Below are 19,304 nucleotides of genomic sequence, written 5' to 3' on the forward strand. Positions count from 1 at the left end.
AGCGCCAGTCGCGGTTCACCCGGTTCTATCTGTCTCGATTGGACAGTCGAGTGTGGGCATGAGGTCACCCCTGCCCGGCTTCGGAGACGGACACGAACCGGTAGCCGGCGGCCGTTATGCCGTCGATGATCCGATCGAGTGCCTCGGTGCCCAGATAAGGGTGGTAGAAGAAGCTCGCGATCCCGTCGTCGACCACACGAAGCGTCCGGGCGCCGGAGAGGACTCCCTCGATGTGACGATCGAGTTCGGCGGGCTCAGACCACGGCGGGATGTAGCCAAGGTTCTCCGGTACGACGACCGCACCGTATACATCACGCACGACGTACGGGAACGCCTGCGTGAATATCCCCGCCGGGTCTGCTCGCACGATGTCGCCGCACTCGGTCGAGCACCAGCCTGGAAAGTAGCTTCCCCGGTCGTACCGAACGCCGAAGGTCGCGGTCGCGGCCTGATATCCGGCGGCGGACGCCGTGTAGTGGGGGAACTCGAATGCCGCGGGATCCGGTAGTCCGACCAGAGCAAGTTCGCCAAGGGCACGGGCGAATCGCTCACTCGCCCACTGCACGGAGTCGCCAGGCACGGGTCCGAGGAGCTCGACTACCTTCTCGTCGTTCAACCGCGCTCGGTAGAACTCGTAGTCAGCGGCGCTGACCCCGTACGGGTTGGGTTCGTCGCCGAACTGGTGGGTGTACCCGTGCAGCACAATCGTTCCGCCGCGGTCGATCATGTATCGCAGCGCCCGCACCATCTCCGGGCGGTCCGCGAGCCGTCGCTCCGTCGGTACCCCTGAGTTGGCGATCCCCTTGGGATCGCGGTAGTACGGGTAGACAGCGACCGAGAAAGGCACCCCCCGATCGTGGAGACGGTCCGCGATCTGCTTGAGCTGTTCGGGATTCGCGGACGGTCCCACGTCTTCCAGTCGCACCAACGCGCGCGCCGGCCGTGGCGGGGTCGACGGCGACAGCGTCGCCCGAATCAGGTCCGCGGCTGCGAGATACCGGTCCGTCGGACCCACATAGGCGAACGGTATCTCGACCACGTAGGTCAAGGTTCCCGAGCGCACCGCCCAAGGGGTTCGACTGCCGTCGTCGTGGACGCTCTCAGCGAGAACCCTGGCCTTCGCGGGATCCAGCAGCCGGGTACGCACAGATGTACCCGCTTGGGCGTCACGGGTCAGCCGTACTCCCTTGTAGTCCACGCCGGTGATGGCTCGCTCTGCCCAGCCGTCCGGCTGCCAGCCGGTCTTCGCCGCGTATCCGCTGTCGCCGTCGAACAAGCGGTTGATGTCGTATCCCAGCCACAACACCGGCGTCCCGCCCGCGCGGACGTCGGCCAAGAACGCGTCCGGAAGCGGGCCGCCATCTATGAGACCTACGTAGACGACTGCCGAGAACCCCGTCATGTCACCCGGCTGGTACTTCTCGGCCTGACGCAGTTCGAAAGCGCTGCTGTGCGAGACGAGATTGGCGGCTTGTGTCCCATAGCCCTCGCCGCTGGCGGCCGATGGCGTGACCGGGCCGGGAGCGGAGCTGTTGTACAGCACGAGTGTTCGGCTGCCCTCCGGGGCACCAGGAGCCGGATCGCCCGGCTTGCCCGCGAGCGATGCCGAGGGCACGGAACCCCATTTCGGTTCGGCAGGCAGCAACACCGGTGCCGGCGCCGAGGTCGGGGCCAGCAGAACACCGATGACTGCCAGCACGCACAACAACAACCGCAGCCACGCGGGCGTCCATAGACTGGTCGGTAGAGTGGTGGTCGATGAGCGCATCATTCGCCCCCGGCGGCCGAGGGGCGAAGCACCGGCGGTGCCATGGGATGGGCACTCTCCAGACCGAGCAAACAGGCGATCGCGTGCTCGGCGCGGTGCGCGGCGAGCCCATCGCCGAAGGGATTGACCGGCCTGTTCTCCGGCAGTAGCGGTGGTTCGTTCAGTAGCCGCGAGGCTTGGTCCGCGATCACCATGGGATCGGTTCCGACGAGCGTCGAGCAGCCGGCCTCCACCGCCTCCATCCGCTCGGTGACGTCTCGCAGAACCAGGACCGGAACGCCGAAACTGGGCGCTTCCTCCTGTACGCCACCGGAATCGGATGCGACCAGCCGAGCCATCGAGAGCAGGCGGCAGAACTCGATGTAGCTCAGCGGCGCGGTGAGGTGAACCCGGTCCACCCCGAACACTCCGGCCATGACCTGCTTGCGAACGTCGGGATTCGGATGGATGGGCAGCACGATCTCGACGTCCTTGTGGCGTTCCAGCACGTTCCGCAAGCCGGCCAGGATGCCCGTCAACGGCGGGCCCCAAGACTCCCGGCGATGCACAGTGACCAGCATCAGGCGGTTCCGTTCGGAGCGCACCCTGTCTTCCACCGCGGCCAGCCTGGGGTCGCTGTACGCCATAGGGCGGCCGGCGATCGAGAGGACGGCGTCCACCACGGTGTTCCCGGTCAGCACCACGCCCGGTCCTGTGATGCCCTCCGCCCGCAAGTTCTCCACGGCGCGCTTCGTCGGCGCCAGGTGCAATGAGCTGATCTGAGCGAGCAGCTTGCGATTGGCCTCCTCCGGAAACGGAGCGTCCAGATCGTGTGACCGCAGCCCTGCCTCTATGTGTGCGACCGGCACCTTCCGCCAGAAGGCGCTCAGCGCCCCGGCCAGGGCAGTCGTCGTGTCACCCTGCACCACGACGATCGAAGGATTCCGTTGTGCGAGTTGCCGGTCGAGCACTCGCACGAGCTCGCCCAGCAATTCGGGCTGGCTTCCTGTCGAGCGCTCGATGCGCAAGCGGACGTCGGGGCGCAGGGCGAACGCGTCGAGCGCCGGCTCGAACATCGACTCGTGCTGACCGCTGGCCACCACGACAGGGCGCATTCGGCCACGCGCCAGTATCGCCTCCACCACGGGCGCCAGCTTGACCGCCTCTGGCCGTGTCCCGCCGACGAGCATTATTTCCGGTTTGGGTGTGGTGGTAGCGGTCGTGACGGCACGAGGATTTGCCGTTAGGGTGACCCCTGCCCTGCTCCGAACAGCGCAGTCCATTCTTACTCCCGCTCAGTGATTCTTGCGCGAAGTCCTCGAGAAGAGTTGCCCGAGGCCGCGCAAGCAGGTTCAGTAGTAGCGGTACGTAGAGCTTCCCATGCTCTCTAAATCGACGCAGCAAGTTATCCACTCACCAAAAGGATTGTCAAGATGTCGACTGCTTTGGTCGGTCGGGCAGGAACTCCGGTCGCTCTTGGATTCGCTTTTTCAGCGGGTGCCAGCGCCGCACATCTCATCGGGCAGATCGTAGTCGGTGCCACGACCTTCCTGGTCCTGCGCAGGCTATCCCTGCGCCTGTGGGCCGAGATCGGCGAATAAACCGGAAATGAACCTTCCCGCATTGATGCTCGGGCTTTTGCTCGCCTGGCCTATATACAATCTCGTACTTTCTGTTCTGGGCTTGAGAACTCCTCGGCCGAGTTCGGTCAAGGCGGCGGAACAATCATGTTTCTGGCTCGTGGTACCGGCGCTCAACGAAGAGTTGGTCATTGCCGGCACTGTCCGGTCACTGCTCGCACTTGAAGCGCCGGGTGCCCGACTACGTGTGCTGGTGGTCGATGACGGCAGCACGGACGGGACATCGGCGGTGCTGGCCGGCATCGACGACGAACGCCTGGTCGTGTTGCGGCGCGAGCCTCCTGACGCGCGTAACGGCAAAGGACCGGCGCTCAACGCCGCGTATCGGTCGATCCGAGAGGTCGCGCGGCGAGAGGGCACCGTACGTCGCACGGTCATCGGAGTCATCGACGCGGACGGCAGGGCCAGTCCCGGCATCCTGACGGAGGTGAGCCGCTACTTGGCCGACCCCGCCGTCGGGGCGGTGCAGTGCCGGGTCCGTATCCGCAACCGCCACACCCGTCTCGGCCTGCTGCAGGACGTCGAGTTCGGCTGTATCGCCGATTCCGCCCAGGCGCTGCGCGATGCGATCGGCAGCGTCGGGCTGGGCGGCAACGGCCAGTTCACCAAGCTGTCCGTGTTGATGCCATTCGGGGACTCGCCATGGTCGTCCTGCTTGGTCGAGGACGTCGAGTTGGGACTCCGGCTGCACCGAGCGGGTGTCCGTATCCGCTATGTCAGGCAGGCGGACGTGTCCCAGCAGGCCGTGGTCGACCTGCGCCGCCTGGTGCGGCAGCGTGGACGCTGGGCGCAGGGAAACCTCCAGTGTGTCCGGCACGTGCCAGGCCTGCTCGGCTCACCGCGCGTTTCCAGTCTCGGACTACTCGACTTCCTGCACTACCTGATCACTCCGTGGCTGGTGCCGCCGGTCTCGGTGATCGCGCTGCTCCTGCTTGGCCTGAGCATTTATGGCCAGTTCGGTGGACTGGTCCCGACTCCCTTCGTCGCGAGCGCGGCGGACAGGCCGGCGTCCTTGGCCGTCGGAGTGACCGCGCTGTTGCTGCCCGGGGCGATCTGGGGCCTGGCGCACTGGTTGCGGCTGCGAGACGAACCGCTGGGACGCTGCCTTCTCGTTTCACTGAGCTACCCGGTGTTTCTCATGCTCGGCGCCGCCGGGAGTTGCCAGGCGGTCGCCCGGCACCTCGCCCGTCGCGACGACTGGGCGAAGACCGAGCGTGTTGTCGAGGGATCATGAGCAGAACCAGGCTTGCGTCGCTTGGCATCGCCCTGGTGGTCGGTGCCTTGCTCGCCTTCGTCGTGACCAACTGCTCATCACGGCCGAAACCTACCGGCCCGAGACTCGACGGCTGGTCCATTACCGTCTATTACACGGCTGTCGAGAATTACCACGCCGGCTCTGCTGAATCCGTCCGCGGGTGCTTGCGACTCGAGTGCGAGCGCGGCGACGAGCCGCTGGGTGAATATCCCGACGACTTCGTGGCCGCCGTAAAGGCGGAGGGCGCCGGACGTATTACGAGCAGCCCGAACGCTGGGCGCTACCTGAACTGGTCATACGACCTCGGCTACTGGTTGGACGATAGTCCACGAGATTCTCGCGGCCAGGTACTCGAACCATTTGTGAGTGCCGCCGCAGACCCCGGTGTCCTGGCCGCCGGTACGAATTTCACGATCGCGGAGTGTGGCACGCTTGATTCAGGAGTAAAGCCACCCGACGATGTGTGCGGGCGAATCCGGTCGGCTCGCTGGACGATCCGGGACGAGTTCACACCCGGCTTGGGCGGGCCTCAGCACATCGACATATACATCGGTGAAGAGCAAGGCCCGGATTTCACGTCCAGTCCGTGGTACTTGTCACTCAAGAATGCCGTCATCGCGCTGGGTTGAGCCGGCACCGGATTACTGTCGGTGCGCATCGGATCTCGCCGGCAATGACATGACGTCGCAGCAGAGCTGTTCACCAGCTACCTCCGAGCGCGCGGTGGATCGCGCGAAGACCCGTCACGCACATGTCGCAGAGTTCGCCGGGCTGCAGCGAGCCATGCGCAGGGAAGCCGCCGAGGGCACGGAACGGCACTGCCTGCGCTCCACACAAGGTCAGCGATACCGCGCTGTCCAGTGGTTCATCGAGGTGAGTCCGCCCCGGGATGATCACCACGTGGAGCATCAGCGGTTCGTCCGTGCCCAGCGCCCACACGAGTTCGGACAGTTGCGGAACGCGGTCCTGGTCAGGCATGGCGTGTTCCTCTCGACGTCCACAGTAGAACGTGGTGTCCTCACCTGTCGTTGCGCCGCCTGGTCGCACGCTGAACATCTGTTGCGGTCGATGCGCAGGTCGCCGTTGATCAGCACGCACGCGGCGCCGCAGCGAGCGAACCACAGCGGAATGCCATCGAACTCGATCGAAAGCGCGTCAGGATCCACAATGTGCATCAACTGCCGGAACACACCCGCGCCGAGCATCGCGTCAGTCCCTACGGGGGTCGATGGAGTCAGGAAGCCGATCAGCGCACACCACACATCGGTGAGAGCGAAGCGGATCGGGTGGCCGCCAAGACGGCGGTCCACGGTGGCAGGTCGCGGCCGACCGTCGGCCCACTCGCCCACCGAACCATGCCGCCGTCCAGGCTGGAGGGCGGCAGCGGGACGAATGTTCCATGCTTCTGCAGACGAACGCCGAGGCGACTGAGGGCAGTCAACGTCTTGGCACTGATCGAACTGGCCGGCCCGGTGAGGAACACCCATTCCGGGCAGTCGCCGGGCAGAGCGATCACTGGGCCGGCGAGCATTCGCACGGACAGCAGCGACTGAGTCTCGATGCCGAGCTCGACCCGCATGATGACGGCGTTCACGCTCTCCGACACGGCGAGTACGAGGCGCCCGGTCGCGACATCGACGCTGGTCAGCCAGCCGTAGAGGTGTTGGTAAGCCATGGCTCTGGCCGCCGCGCCGTCCAGAAGGGACGTTTGTTCGCCGAGGTATGAGATAGCGCCACGCACAGTGAGCCACCCTCTTCGTCTTCTTTTCGCTGGCGTCGTTTCCGGTCAGCAGTCAGTGGGAGAAACCGGCCGCAGCGGAACCGACGGAGGGACAGGAGGCAATCGGTTCCACCGCGGCCGGTGCCGGACGGCTCGACGGAGCACGTCACACCGTCCGGCGGTTTGGGAGTGTCGAGTTCGAGCGCACGTCCGCCTGGATATTCGTTCGTGCCGGGCCCAGACCGAGCCCATGTGTGCCGGCTGTCTCCAATGCCAGACGTAGCACGGGATCTGGCGGGCGCCCGCGCGGACGTCGGTGTGCCGCCGTCGTTTCGATGCTGGATCGCCTGTCGAGACGGTTGGCGACCACGCGTAGTGCGGCACCTATGCCGACTGCGCCGACTGCGCCGACCGCGACGTAGTCCAGCACGAGCTACTCCCGTCGCGAGGACTGGGGTGCGGTGAGGCCAGGGATCCGCGCCAGCCCGGCCTCACCGCGGCTGGGATGCCGGGCGGCGACAGACGACACCTGAGGGGAGGAGACGCCGCTGTGCCGCCCGGCCGGATCGGTGCCGGCCCTAGCGGAGAAGGCGATCCCGGCACCGGAGGTTCTTTCATATTTGCGTATGTTGGTCGCTTTTCGAATCGCCGTGTGCAGCTGGCGAGCCTGAGCCGCCGTGAAGTAGGCGATCTCGCCGTGCGGCAAGGTCAAGGCGATCATCCCGTCGATACTCGTCACTCGTACGGCGCGGCGTCGTCCGACGGCGTCTCGACAATTGGCCGCCCACTCGATCCGAATCATCTTGCACTCTTTCGTGCTTTCGTGCGATGTGAATGTCAATGTAAAGGCAGCAGGAGATGGCCGTCCGAGAGGTTCGCTCGGATGGTGCAACATCGTGAACTTCTCTGCCCCGCCGGCCGCTATCCGGTCGGTTGTTGATCTCGCCGTACAGTCTGGTCTGGAATGTACGGAGCTGTACATCACCCACGAGTGTTGTCGAATCATTACTCTGACTGGACCTATCGCAAGTCGGCACGTCTGGTGGACGCTCCGCAGCGGCGAGAGGAGTAACCAGGTGACATCCGACTACAGTCCCACCGTCCGGCGCAGGCGGCTCGACGCCGAACTGCGGCGCCACCGGGAAATGTCTGGTAGAAAGATCGAGGAAGTCGCCGAGTACCTGGGTTGCAGGCACCCGAAGATATCCCGAATCGAGAATGGGCATGGCACCATCAGGCCTGGCGATGTCCGTTTGATGCTGGATTTCTACGGAGTGCACGGTCCTGAAGCCGAACGTCTGATCCGTCTCGCGAGAGAATCTCGCGTGAAGGGCTGGTGGCATGGCTACGGTGATGTGCTGCCAGAGTGGCTCGCGACCTACGTCGGATTGGAGGCGGAAGCCTCCGCGAGTCATGTGTACGAGGGTGAGGTGGTTACTGGACTCCTGCAGACCCGCGACTATGCTCGGGCGGTCACGCTGGCGACCGTGATCGGGATGTCGGAGGATGGAGCCGACCGGCGGGTGACGCTGAGAATGAAGCGTCAGGACAGGCTGTTCGACGACCGGCCGGTCGAACTATGGGCGGTGCACAGTGAGGCGGCTCTGAGACGTCCGGTGGGTGGTGACGCAGTGATGCGGAAACAACTTCACCACCTCATGGAACTGGCGGAACTGCCCCACATCAACGTGCAGGTGCTGCCCGTTTCCGTAGGCGAGCATCCGGGAATGGCTGGACCTTTTACGATACTCAAGTTCCGCGAAGAGACCGATCCTGACGTCGTCTATCTCGACACCCAGGTTGGCGGCCTCTATCTGGAGAAGGACAACGAAATCACGGACTACACGCGCATATTTGACCAGCTTCGGAGGCTGGCGATGGACCCGGAGGTCACCGTCGGATTCATTCACAAGATCGTCAAGGAGCTGTAGTTGATCAGTCAAGAAATCGTGATACCGAAGGACACGATGTGGCGAAAGGCCAGCCGCAGTGTTGGCCAAGGCGCCTGCGTCGAGGTCGGGCCGTTTCCCGGTCATACCGCGACGCGAGACTCCAAGAATTCCTCCGGGCCCGCACTGGTGTTCGGTGAGGGCGAGTGGGTCGTGTTCCTCGAGTCCGTGAAGTACGGCTACTTCGACTAGCTGTCGCAGCAATCCTCCGGGACGTTCTTGAGTCGCGGAGGTAGCGTGGCCCGGCGTGGGGACAGGACCCGCTCAAGCAGCACAGGGCGCCGGGCACCACGAATATCGTGTGACATATTCCGATCGTCTGGAGTCGTGCCGGCGGTCTGTCTGCCGGCATCGAGGATCTCGCCGGTGCCAACGGCACATGAATCATGTGCCCTTTTCGGCGGGTCTGACCGGGGCGGGCCGTGTCTGGTCGCCCTGGCGCTTGGGGTTGCGTTTCACCATGCGGGTGATTTGAGTGATCGCGGGCCCGGCTGTGACCCACTCATCTGTTGAATGCGACTTTGTCGCGGTGCCGGTGGCCGAGCCGTTGCCGGCTGGGATCTCCCTTGCCGGCTCGTCGCTGTTCTCGGCTCGCGGAGCGAGTAGGTCGATCAGCATGGTGTCGGGCAGCAGCAGCTGGGCGTTGATCCCGCTGTCCGGTGCCTGAGTCAGCTCGACCTGGACGCCGAGCCGTTGGGCCAACCGGCCGGCCACATAGTGCCCGAGGAACCGGGTCGGCGCGACGGGGAAGTCCTCCTCGCCGCGCAACCGGGTGTTGGCCGTGGCCAGCTGCTCATGGGACATTCCGGCGCCGTGGTCGGCCACGGTGAGCGCATATCGGACGCCTGCCCGTCGGCCGTAGACCTCCACTGGCAGGTCTGGCGGGGAGAACGACAGGGCGTTGTCGATCAGCTCGGCGAGCAGGTGCGCCAGTTCGCCGACCGCCGCACCGGTCACATACACGTCGTCGACATCCCGCAGCGAGACTCGCTGGTAATCCTCTACGCCGGAGATCCCGGCGCGGACGACGTCCGTGATGGCGAGAGGTTCCGCTCCACGCCGCGGACTCGACTCACCGGCCAGGACCAGCAGGCTCTCGGCGTTGCGGCGCATGCGGGTGGCCAGGTGGTCCAGTTCGAACAGGTTCGCCAGTACCGCCGGGTCCGGCTCATCACGTTCCAGCGCGCTGATGAAGCCGAGCTGGCGGCAGGCCAGGTCCTGGTTGCGGCGGCCAAGGTCGGCCAGCGACTCGGTGGTGTTGCGGCGCACCAAAGCCTGCTGGCCGGCCAGCTCGAAGGCTGTGCTCTGCACGCGGTCCAATGCCTGCGCGACCGACGCGATCTCGCTACCCGCCCGGGCGGGCGGGCGTACCGGTTCCGGCGGCACCGGCTGGTTCGTGCCGGGCGCGTGCCAGCCGGCCACCGAAGTCGGCAGCCGGCGAGCGGCGACGTCGTGCGCCTGCACCGCCAGCGCGGCCAGCGGCCGGACGACCGACCGCAGACAGCCCACCACGAGGGTGATCTCCAGGCCGACGGCGAGCAATGCCAAGAGCAGGAACACCACCAGCCCGCTGGTGGCCTCGGCACGCAACTCGCTCGCGCGATACGTCAAGTCCTGTCCGACCGCGCGCTGTAGGTCCCACATCTGGTCGACGACCGAGGTCATCTGCGCCCACCAGCCGACCGGATCGATCCACCGCGCGATCGGGCCCACTGCCGACGAGATCGCCACCGTCTCGGCGGCGGCCGCCTGTACCGCGGACTCGGACTTGAGGGTCTGGTCCAGCTGGGCGCGCCGGACCACGTTCGCGTCGTCCTGGAACGCCGCGAGCCCCGCCTGTTTGTCGGCCCGGATCTCGGTGAAGCGGATGTACTCACCGGCTCTGAAATGGCCGGTGGCGAAGACCCGGTTGAGCAACCCGCGTTCCTGTGCCGTGGCCTCCTTGGCCGCGCCGAGCTCACCCAACGCACGTAGGCCATTGCGCAGCTCGGCATCCCGCCCCTGGCCCACACCGGGCGCCGCCTCGTTCAGTGCGGCGATCCCGGCGGTGTACCACTGGAACGCGGCAGTTCGGTCGGCCCGGCCGTCGTCGATGTTCTGTCTGGTCGAGATCACCGCGTTGAGCCGGTCGAGGGCGCTGCGAACCTCACGGGCATCAGGGGTGTCGTCGGCCGCGACGGCCAGGGTCAGCGTGGCCAGCGCCTTGTCGGTGTTCACGCGCTGCGGCCCGATCTCCGCTTTGAACTGGGACTCCCCACCGGGCACACCGTTGGTCAAGTCTCGTTCCCGCTGCAACTGCTGGGTCAAGTCCTGCACCGTGAGCGCGAGCGACACGGCCTGCTTGGTATCGCAGGCGTCCGAGTAGTCGCTGAGTTGCCCGGCGATGGCCATCCCGAGCAGGACCAGCACCAGGGTCACCGACGCCAGCCTGATCCGGACCAGCCGGTGACCGATCGCGCGTGGCGCGAGCAGCCGACGGACCAGCGGCCGGTCCCGCCCCGTTCCCGATACATCACCATTGGGCACCGGCCGATGGCATACCGTCACTGATCCTCCGATTCGCGCAATAGGCTGTTGGTAGCTTCAGCAGGGTGATCTCTTGTCTCAGCGCCGCCGGTGCCGGGCAGCATGATCGGCCTCGGTTGGACGGTCGAGTAGTAGCGCGGCCCCGAGCAGCCCGCCGTTGTCGCCAAGCTCGGTCGGGACGACGCGGGCGGTCTCGCTCGCTGGTTGCAGCGCGGACTGCCGCACTGCGGCGTTCGCTTTTTCTATCCAGCATGGCTGGGCCATCGCGACACTGCCGCCCAGCACTACCCGCTGTGGATTGAACACGTTGACGATGTCGACGATGCTGGAGACCACGGCCGCTCCGGCGGCGGCCAGGATCTCCCGCGCGTCAGGGTCACCGTCCAGGGCCGCGGCGCCGACTTGGTGGCCTCGCAATGGAGTTCCGCCGAGCGAGTCACGCAGCTGGGCCAGGCCGGATCCGGGGTGGGCCCGCGCGTGCCGGTCTGCGGCCCGGCCGATCGCCGGCCCGGCCGCGACCGCTTCGAGGCAGCCGCGGCGGCCGCAGCCACACGTCGGCCCGCCAGGCGCGACCACCACATGGCCGAGCTCCCCAGCAGCACCGTCGGCGCCACGCAACAGCTCGCCGTCGGCTATGACCGCGCCGCCGATGCCCGTCGAGACCGTGAGGTACACGAAGTCGGTGCATCCTCGGGCCGCGCCGAAACGCTGCTCGGCGAGCGCCGCCGCGTTGACGTCCCGGTCCACGACCACCGCCAGCTCCAATCGTTCCCGCAGGTACTGGCCGAGGGGCAGGCCCGAGAATCCGGCTGGGGTGTTCGGCGGGTCGTAGAGGACCCCGGTCTGCGGGTTGACCGGCCCGGTCGTACTCACCCCAAGCCCCCGTGGTGGCACGGGGCTGGCAGCCCGCGCCTCGTCAGCCAGTTGCGCGCACAACGCCAGGATCTCCGCTGCGGAACCGGTGGTGGGGCTCGCCTGTTTACGCGCACCGAGCAACTGTCCGTCGTGCGTGACCGTGGCAGCACGGATCCACGTGCCGCCGATATCCAGTGCGAGTGTGGTGTGGTGCTCGACCTCCGGGGAGGCTTCGGTCATCGTTCGTACCTCCAGTCGATCACAGCACTCTGGTGACTTTTTCCAGGTGGCGGAACACGCCTGGCTCTATGCCGGCGCGCTCGGCGAGTACGACGCTGAGCAGTTGCAGCGGGAGGATCTCGGCGATGTGCTGCGCCGCCCCTCGGTAGGCCGCCAGCGGGATGGCGTCCGGGTCGAGCACCCTCTGGCCGAGCCAGACGACCCGCCCGCCGTACCGGCGAATGTCATCGGCCAGTCGTTGGCTGAACGGCGCGGTGCGCCGATCGCCTTCGAGCAGCACGGCGGTGACGCCCTCGGCGACCATCTCCAGCGGGCCGTGCCGGAACTGGCTTGTGCTCATCGCTTCCGCGTGGTACTTCGCGGCCTCCTTGATGATCAGTGCCCCGGTGCTGGCCGCGGCCAGGGAAGCACCCCGGCCGAGGATGACCAGGGCGTCCGGTGTGGATATCGCGTCGCTGATCGCGTCGGCGTGCGCACGCCAGTGGGCAAGGTAGTGCTGCATGGCGCCGGTCGCGTCGAAGAGATCGGTGCTCTCGGGCTCACCGAGGGCGAGGCGAACGGCGAGCGCTGACGCCGCGAGCGTGTTGACATACGTCCGGGTGCTCACCGCCGTCTCCTCACCGGCGTGCAGTTCGATGACGACATCGGCCGCCCGGGCCAACGCACTGTCGGTGTTGTTCACGATGCCCAGCACCGTTGGCCGCGGGTCGGCGCATCGCTCAAGCAGGGCCTGGACCTCAGCCGATTCGCCGGACTGCGAGGCCACCCACAGCAGTGAGCGGCCGGTGACCAGCTCGGGCACGTCGTGCAGCAGCTCCCCGGTCTCCACCAGCCAGACCGGCAGACCGGCTTTGGCCAGGCGCAGGTAGCTCGGGTAGCTCGCGTACAGGGACGCGCCCATTCCGGTGATCAGGATCCGGTCGAAGCCCGCGATCCCATGGGACAGGAAGGTGCTCGCCGCCGAGCCGAGCCCCGCGGTCAGCAGACCGCGCAGAGCCTGCGGCTGTCCCAGGATGTCCTGGACGTAGCGGGGCAATGTCTGGACAGGGTGCTCAAGGGAGTCGGGCACAGGTTCTCCTAGGGCGCATCAGGAAGCACACGGATCGCACGAACGGAGGGTCGCACAGGTTCGATCGTGAAAACAACCTATCCGAACAGAATTTCTGTTCGAACTGATTGAATCTGGCCGTTCGGATGGGTACTTTTCGTTGGCATCGACCGATGACACGAGGAGACAAGATGGCGAGGCCACCGGCACTGCTCGAGGCTCGCGGCATCAGAAAGAGCTTCGGCCATGTCGAAGCGCTACGCGGAGCCGACTTCGAGGTGCACGACGGCGAGGTGGTCGCCCTCATGGGAGACAACGGCGCGGGGAAAAGCACTCTCGTCAAGACGCTTTCCGGCGTGCTGACCCCGGATGCCGGGGAGATCTGGTTCGCCGGCGAACGGGTGTCGTTGACATCCGCACAGGACGCGCGCAGGCGCGGGATCGAGACCGTCTACCAGGATCTCGCACTGGCCGACACCCTCGACCCGCCGGCGAACCTGTTCCTCGGCCGGGAGTTGGTACGCAAAGGGCTGTGGGGCCGGCTCGGTTTTCTCAACCACGGCGCCATGCGGGCACAGGCGAGCGAAGCCTTCGACCGGCTCGGGGTCACCGTGCGCGCCGAACACGGCGCGGTGGGGTCGCTGTCCGGTGGACAGCGTCAAGGCGTCGCGGTGTGCCGAGCGGTGATGTGGGCCAGCCGAGTGGTGTTCATGGACGAGCCGACTGCCGCACTCGGGGTCACCCAGACCCGCAACGTGCTGGAACTCATCGACCGCGTCCGGTCTTCCGGGGTGGCGGTGGTGCTCATCAGCCACAGCGTCCCCGAGGTGCTCGCGGTCGCGGACCGCATCGAGGTGATGCGCCTCGGCAGGCGGGTAGCCCGGCTTCAAGCCGCCGACGCGACAACCGAAAGCGTCGTCGCCGCCATCACAGGGGCGGAAACCGAGGACCTGCTGGACGAGCAGGGCACAGTGGACGGAGGCCAGCGGTGAGCCGACTTCGGCAAGCAGGACAGCACACGATCGACGCCACTTCAGTGCCCCGTCCGGCCACGACCCGGCTGCGCCGGCTGGCCGCTCGCCCGACCAGCATGATCTTCCTTGTCCTGGTGCTCGTCATCGTGCTCTTCTCGGTGCTCTCTCCTGCCGAGTTCGCCACCACGGACAACGCCAGGAACATCGCCCTCGATGCCGCGGTGCTGCTGGTACTCGCGGTCGGCTCGACCTTCGTGATCATCACAGCCGGCATCGACCTGTCCGTGGGATCGGTACTGGTGTTCTCCGGAGTGGTGTCGGCCAAGGCGATGGGCGCGATGGGTGGGGACGGCTGGGGCACCGCACTCGTTGGCCTGGTCGTGGCGGTGGTCAGCGGCGCGGCCTGGGGCGCGTTCAACGGCGTGCTTGTCGCGCGCGCGAAGATCCCGTCGTTCGTGGTCACCCTCGGCACATTGGGTGCCGCGCTCGGCCTCGCCTACATCATGACCGACGGCCTGGACGTTCGAACGGTCCCTGACGCGCTGGTGGAGGTGGGGGTCGGCCGGTTGGCCGGCGTCCCTTGGCTCGTGCTGATCGCCGTCGCGGTGGCGATCGTGTTCGGCGTTCTGCTCGCGCAGACCAGATTCGGCCGGCACACCTACGCCATTGGCGCGAACGCGCAAGCGGCGGAGCGGGCGACGATCAACGTCAAATCACATCTGATCACTGTGTACGTCCTTGCCGGGGCGCTCGCCGGCCTCGCCGGCTACCTGGCGCTGGCGCGGTTCGGCACGACCACCATCGCCGGGCATGCGACGGACAACCTGCAGGTGATCACCGCTGTGGTCATCGGCGGCACGAGCCTGTTCGGCGGGATCGGCACGATCCTCGGCACCTGTATCGGTGTCCTCATCCCGGCCGTGCTGCAGAACGGTTTCGTCATCATGGGCCTGGTCCCGTACTGGCAGCAGGTCGCCGTCGGGGCAGTGCTCATCATCGCCGTGCTGGTCGACCAGTTGCGTCGCGCACGGGCATCCGGTTGACCGGCGTCTTGCCGAAGGAGCATCACCATCATGCGTACGAAGCTCATAGCCCTTTCCGCGGTGACGCTGGCCTTGGCCATCGGCATCAGCGGATGTGGCAACACCAACGGCGGGTCATCTGACCAGCACAGGATGACCCTGATCGTGGGGAACGAAGGCGACGATTTCTACAAGGCGATGGAGTGTGGCGCCAAGGCGGCGGCAGAACGCCTCGGCGTGCGCCTGGACCTGCAGGGTCCCCGCGCCTTCGACACCTCGTTGCAGGTCCAGATCGTCAACTCGGTGGCCGCGAAACATCCGGACGCGGTGCTGATCGCACCCACGGACGACACCGCTCTGTACCCGCCGCTGCAGCAGATGCACGCCGCCGGCACCAAGATCGTGACGGTCGACACCACGTTGAAGAACAAGGACATCGTCGCCGCGGCCGTCGGTTCGGACTACGTGGAGCTCGGCGCCGCGGCCGCCGAGCGGCTGAACACCTTGCTGAACGGCCAGGGCAAGATCCTGGTCATCGCGAGTCCGCCCGGCGTGACCACCAGCGACCTCAGCCGCCAGGGACTTGCCGACGCATTGGTTCGATACCCCGGACTTCAGCTGGTTTCCACCCAGTTCAGCGGGGGCGACGCCGCGAAGTCGGCGAGCCTGGTCGCGGCGACGCTGTCCGTGCACCCCGATCTGGCGGCGGTGTTCACCCTCAACGGCGGTGACGCCCAAGGCGTCGTGACCGCGCTACGCGAGGCCGGAAAGCAGAACCAGGTGAAGTTCATCTCCGGCGACGCGCAGCCGTTCCAAGTGGAGGAACTCAAGAAGGGCGAAGTCGCCGAACTGTTGCTGCACAAGCCCTACGAGATCGGCGAAAAGGGCGTGGAACAGGCACTGGCCGCGGTCAAGGGGCAACCCGTCCAGCCGGAGTCGAAGACGTCGATCGTGGTGGCCACCGCGGCGAACGTCGACGATCCCGACATCGCCAAATACCTCTACCGGCCATGCTGAGCGGTCGCCACCGCGGGCAGCTCCGTCAACCGCCGGAACCACGCCCGGCGCCGATTGCCGGCCGGTTACCATGCGCGGACACGCCGCATCCTGGTCAGCGAGGATCCCGAAACCCATGAGCAAACAGAATCGGCACCAACTGATCCTCGATCTGGTGCAGACCAAGGGAAACGTCCAGGTGTCGGAACTCGCCGCCCGGATCGGCGTGTCGGAGATGACGATCCGTCGCGACCTCGAGGCGCTGGAACAGGTCGGCGCCCTGACCCGGGTGCACGGCGGTGCCGCCGCTCCGCCGTCCCGAAGCTACGAACCGGCTTACCATGCGCGCAGGCTGCAGCGAGTCGACGACAAGGAGCGGATCGGCCGAGCGGCCGCCGAACTGATACACGACGGCGAAACCGTCATCATCGACGCCGGAACCACCACGCTCGAGGTGGCGAAGGCGTTGCGCGGACGGCGAAACCTGCGAGTGCTCGCGCTGAGCCTACGGATCGCGGACCTGCTCGCCGACGAGCCGGGCCTCACCGTGATGATCCCCGGTGGCATCACCAGACCAGGCGAGCGCTCGATCATCGGCGCGATGACCCAACGGGCATTCGCTGACCTGTACTTCGACACATTGGTGCTCTCAGCGGGCGGGGTGGACCCCGAAGCTGGTGTCACGGAATACATCCCCGAGGACGCCGCGGTGAAACAGGCTGCCACGGCCAGCGCCCGGCGCAAGATCGTGGTGACCGACAGCACCAAGATCGGCACGATCGCGTTCGCCAGAGTCTGCGGCGTCGAGCAACTCGACACCGTGGTCACCGACAAGAACGTCGACCCCGCACTGGCGCACGCGATAGCCGAACGCGGCCCAGAAGTCGTAACGGTCTGAGTGGTCTACGAGTCGGGGCTGTCCCAGGTCACCACAGCCGAGTCGTAGGCGTTCAACCTGAACTTGCCCATTGCGGGACGCTCTGTCCGAATCGGCAAGGTGTCGCGGGCGATCGCGCCTGACGGCAGCACGAGGTCGAACTCCACTTGTTCAGGGCTGTGATTGGTCAACGTGACCAGCCCGCCACGGTCACCGAGCAGGACCCCGCTGGTGATGTCAGGGTGGTCGGCCCAGGCGTCCTCCCGGGCGTTGCTCAGCTCGGCCAAACCGGCGTACAAGCCGTACCAGTCCGCGTGGCGCCGTTGCGCGTCGGGGATGCGCGCCAGGAGCAACTCGATTGGGTAAGCGAAGGTCACGGTGTGTCCGTTGGCTCGGTCGGCCACTACGAGGGCTGGATGCCCGTGCTCGTCGACCGCGATGGTGCGGGCGTCGTCGACGTCGAGCAGGACCCCTCGGGTAGACAGGTTGTCGTCGGCAGCCGGAATCTCGATGGTGTCACCCGAAGCGAACGGTCCCCATGGCTCGACGAAAGTCAGCCGCACGTCCTGGTCCGCGGGTTCCCGGTCGAGAATCCGGCATCCGGCCAGCTCGGTCATCTCCGGGATGGCGCTGTCGGCTGACAGCGACAGGTACACCGTTCCCCCAGCGGCGTGGAAAGCGGGTGCGCCCCGCCAGAAGGTGGTCCGCACGTGCCACAGGGTGGTCGAGGTGGTCGTCAACGGTGCCGGCAGCAGCAACAGGCGAAGCTCGGGCCACTGGTCGTCCTTCGGGCGTTCCCGGGGGAAACCGACCGCGATGCCGGCTCGGGCGGCCAGGACGAACGCGTTCAGCCACCCGTGTACGAGGGGTACGACACCCGGATTGGGATTCCACACCGGTTCGGCCGGGGTGTAGATGCCGGACTTCTCGTCGAGGCCGTAGAACTCCCGGTCGAAGGGCTTCACGTACTCGTACGGCACCACGATGCCGGCTCGCGGGTCCGGCCCGCGTCCGGCGTGGCCGTCGAGGTCGAGTTGGTGGACGGATGCCGCGAACTCCGCCAGCACCCACCCTCGTGGCCGCACCTCACCGGAGGCGTCGGTGAAACCGAACTGAGTCTCGTGCGGCCATCGCACGTATGGGACGCGCCGGTAGGCGGCCGGCTCGGCATCCGACCAGCACCAGGACAGAAAACCGATGGCACCGCGGCCGAGACTCGACCAGAGGAACAACCGGTCGTAGGCCGCGATCCGCTCTGGGTGGTACTGGGCGGAGGAGGCACCGAACTCCTGCAGCATCACCGGCCGGCCCGCGCCGGCCGCCAGCGCCGTCTCGAACGCCGCGGAGTGAGTCATCCGGGTATCGAGCAACCCGTCCGGAAACAGTGCCGGTGAATAGATCGGATACGGATGCACACAGGTGAAGTCGAGCAGATCACCCACCACGTCGGCACGGAACGGGCCGCCAGTCACCTCCTGTGACGCCGTGCCGATGGTGATCAGGTGCTGAGGGTCCTCGTCGCGCAATGCCATGACCAGGTCAGAGGTCCAGCCGCGCGCTTCGGCATCGGTCGTTCCGGCGATGATCCAGTACGGCGGCTCGTCGGTGAGATCCCAGCCAAGCACGGCGGGATCGCCCCGCCAGCGCTCCGCCAGCATCCGTGCCTGCGCGGCTTGTGCCCGCAGCAGCTCGACGTCGGTGTGCGGGTTGCGCCCGTTACGCCACGGTAGGTCCCAGTACGCGTCTCCGACTTCACCGCCGACGAACAGAGCAGGGTGCAGCAGCACACCGTGCTTGCGAGCAGCGGCGAGAATCTCGTCGAGGACCGCGAGATGCGCCTCGTCGTACCGTCCCGGCTCGGGCTCCACGGCCGCCCACAGCACGTCGATACGCGCCGCGTCCAGCCCGAGCGAGGCGAGTTGGGCGAACGCCTCGTCGAACGCCTCCGCACCCACCCGCTTCGCCCAGTCCGGACCCGACCTCGGCACCACATGCGTGCCTACCGGCACGAACGCCTGGCCATCGCGGCAGAGGAAGTGCCGCCCAAGGCGCACCGGTTCGGCCCCGCCGGCAGTGCGCTGGCGGAGCTCTGCGGATTGTGTGCTCTTGCCGGCCATCCTGCATCACTCCCGAGCGGCGACTTTCACGGCGATACCGAACTTGCTTCAGGTGTCGTCCTTTGGACAAGGGGCCAATTACTCGGCCATCGATGGTAGAGCTATGCCGCGATGCGCGACCCACCGCAGGCGCATGCCGGCGAGGCCAATAGTCGCCGCGGGCCAGTATGCGCCACCGACCGGTGCGCTCAATGCCATAGTGTGTGGCTGCAACGCAACGATCGCTACGTTTGCGGTGTTTGCAGCTTAGTCATGCGAACACGCCGGCGATAGGAGGCGGTAAAATGCCCCTGCAGCACGTATCGATGAATGAGAATATTCGGTCCCTGAGACGGCAC

General features: G+C 66.6%; 17 protein-coding genes. 8 read left to right on the top strand and 9 right to left on the bottom strand.

Annotated elements, in window-relative coordinates:
- Positions 1–64: 64 nt before the first annotated feature.
- Both JOF56_RS19025 and wecB read right to left on the bottom strand, forming a co-directional pair.
- Positions 65–1,768, bottom strand: coding sequence for a DUF2334 domain-containing protein (locus JOF56_RS19025; protein ID WP_245378306.1), 1,704 nt, complete (start codon positions 1,766–1,768; stop codon positions 65–67).
- Positions 1,768–2,937, bottom strand: a complete 1,170-nt coding sequence (gene wecB, locus JOF56_RS19030) for a non-hydrolyzing UDP-N-acetylglucosamine 2-epimerase (RefSeq protein ID WP_281065452.1) — start codon at positions 2,935–2,937, stop codon at positions 1,768–1,770. The genes JOF56_RS19025 and wecB overlap by 1 nt, the downstream gene beginning before the upstream one ends.
- Before the next feature lie 550 nt (positions 2,938–3,487).
- Between wecB and JOF56_RS19035 the strand changes: the two genes are divergently transcribed.
- Entirely contained in the window at positions 3,488–4,621 is a 1,134-nt protein-coding gene (locus tag JOF56_RS19035; RefSeq protein WP_307855153.1) for a glycosyltransferase, read from the top strand.
- The gene (locus JOF56_RS19040) at positions 4,618–5,271 is read left to right on the top strand and encodes an RlpA-like double-psi beta-barrel domain-containing protein (protein WP_209639873.1); all 654 of its coding nucleotides are present in this window, start codon (positions 4,618–4,620) and stop codon (positions 5,269–5,271) included. Before JOF56_RS19035 ends, JOF56_RS19040 begins: the two co-directional genes overlap by 4 nt.
- Before the next feature lie 70 nt (positions 5,272–5,341).
- Here the strand turns inward: JOF56_RS19040 and JOF56_RS19045 are convergent, their stop codons facing one another.
- The 3 genes from JOF56_RS19045 to JOF56_RS19055 form a co-directional block, all read right to left on the bottom strand.
- On the bottom strand, positions 5,342–5,620 hold the full coding sequence (locus tag JOF56_RS19045; protein WP_209639876.1) for a hypothetical protein: 279 nt from the start codon (positions 5,618–5,620) through the stop codon (positions 5,342–5,344).
- 268 nt (positions 5,621–5,888) lie between these two features.
- Positions 5,889–6,383 (bottom strand): bifunctional DNA primase/polymerase, encoded by a 495-nt coding sequence (locus JOF56_RS19050; RefSeq protein WP_209639879.1) that lies wholly within the window; start codon positions 6,381–6,383, stop codon positions 5,889–5,891.
- Between the two features lie 412 nt (positions 6,384–6,795).
- The gene (locus tag JOF56_RS19055; RefSeq protein ID WP_209639882.1) at positions 6,796–7,164 is read right to left on the bottom strand and encodes a hypothetical protein; all 369 of its coding nucleotides are present in this window, start codon (positions 7,162–7,164) and stop codon (positions 6,796–6,798) included.
- Between the two features lie 274 nt (positions 7,165–7,438).
- Here JOF56_RS19055 and JOF56_RS19060 point away from each other — a divergent pair, with 274 nt between their 5' ends.
- Both JOF56_RS19060 and JOF56_RS19065 read left to right on the top strand, forming a co-directional pair.
- Complete coding sequence (locus tag JOF56_RS19060) at positions 7,439–8,293, top strand: helix-turn-helix domain-containing protein (protein WP_209639885.1); 855 nt, start codon at positions 7,439–7,441, stop codon at positions 8,291–8,293.
- On the top strand, positions 8,294–8,503 hold the full coding sequence (locus tag JOF56_RS19065; protein ID WP_245378307.1) for a DUF397 domain-containing protein: 210 nt from the start codon (positions 8,294–8,296) through the stop codon (positions 8,501–8,503).
- A gap of 192 nt (positions 8,504–8,695) precedes the next feature.
- Here JOF56_RS19065 and JOF56_RS19070 read toward each other — a convergent pair whose 3' ends face one another.
- The 3 genes from JOF56_RS19070 to JOF56_RS19080 all read right to left on the bottom strand — a co-directional run bounded on the left by JOF56_RS19070 (position 8,696) and on the right by JOF56_RS19080 (position 13,001).
- Positions 8,696–10,837, bottom strand: a complete 2,142-nt coding sequence (locus tag JOF56_RS19070) for a sensor histidine kinase (RefSeq protein ID WP_209639889.1) — start codon at positions 10,835–10,837, stop codon at positions 8,696–8,698.
- A gap of 78 nt (positions 10,838–10,915) precedes the next feature.
- Positions 10,916–11,932, bottom strand: coding sequence for an ROK family protein (locus JOF56_RS19075; RefSeq protein ID WP_209639892.1), 1,017 nt, complete (start codon positions 11,930–11,932; stop codon positions 10,916–10,918).
- 19 nt (positions 11,933–11,951) lie between these two features.
- A complete protein-coding gene (locus tag JOF56_RS19080; RefSeq protein ID WP_209639896.1) occupies positions 11,952–13,001 on the bottom strand; it encodes an SIS domain-containing protein in 1,050 nt (349 codons plus the stop codon).
- A 170-nt stretch (positions 13,002–13,171) separates the two neighbouring features.
- Here JOF56_RS19080 and JOF56_RS19085 point away from each other — a divergent pair, with 170 nt between their 5' ends.
- The 4 genes from JOF56_RS19085 (at position 13,172) to JOF56_RS19100 (ending at position 16,870) form a co-directional block, all read left to right on the top strand.
- Positions 13,172–13,972: an ATP-binding cassette domain-containing protein gene (locus tag JOF56_RS19085; RefSeq protein ID WP_209639899.1), complete on the top strand. Its 801-nt coding sequence runs from the start codon at positions 13,172–13,174 to the stop codon at positions 13,970–13,972.
- Positions 13,969–14,997 (top strand): ABC transporter permease, encoded by a 1,029-nt coding sequence (locus JOF56_RS19090; protein WP_307855154.1) that lies wholly within the window; start codon positions 13,969–13,971, stop codon positions 14,995–14,997. The genes JOF56_RS19085 and JOF56_RS19090 overlap by 4 nt, the downstream gene beginning before the upstream one ends.
- A gap of 30 nt (positions 14,998–15,027) precedes the next feature.
- Entirely contained in the window at positions 15,028–15,993 is a 966-nt protein-coding gene (locus JOF56_RS19095) for an ABC transporter substrate-binding protein (RefSeq protein ID WP_209639901.1), read from the top strand.
- A gap of 115 nt (positions 15,994–16,108) precedes the next feature.
- On the top strand, positions 16,109–16,870 hold the full coding sequence (locus JOF56_RS19100; protein ID WP_209639904.1) for a DeoR/GlpR family DNA-binding transcription regulator: 762 nt from the start codon (positions 16,109–16,111) through the stop codon (positions 16,868–16,870).
- A gap of 5 nt (positions 16,871–16,875) precedes the next feature.
- Here JOF56_RS19100 and JOF56_RS19105 read toward each other — a convergent pair whose 3' ends face one another.
- Positions 16,876–18,966 (bottom strand): glycoside hydrolase 5 family protein, encoded by a 2,091-nt coding sequence (locus JOF56_RS19105; RefSeq protein WP_209639907.1) that lies wholly within the window; start codon positions 18,964–18,966, stop codon positions 16,876–16,878.
- Positions 18,967–19,304 lie beyond the last annotated feature (338 nt).

The sequence above is a fragment of the Kibdelosporangium banguiense genome (assembly GCF_017876405.1).
GTDB classification, from domain to species: Bacteria; Actinomycetota; Actinomycetes; order Mycobacteriales; family Pseudonocardiaceae; genus Kibdelosporangium; species Kibdelosporangium banguiense.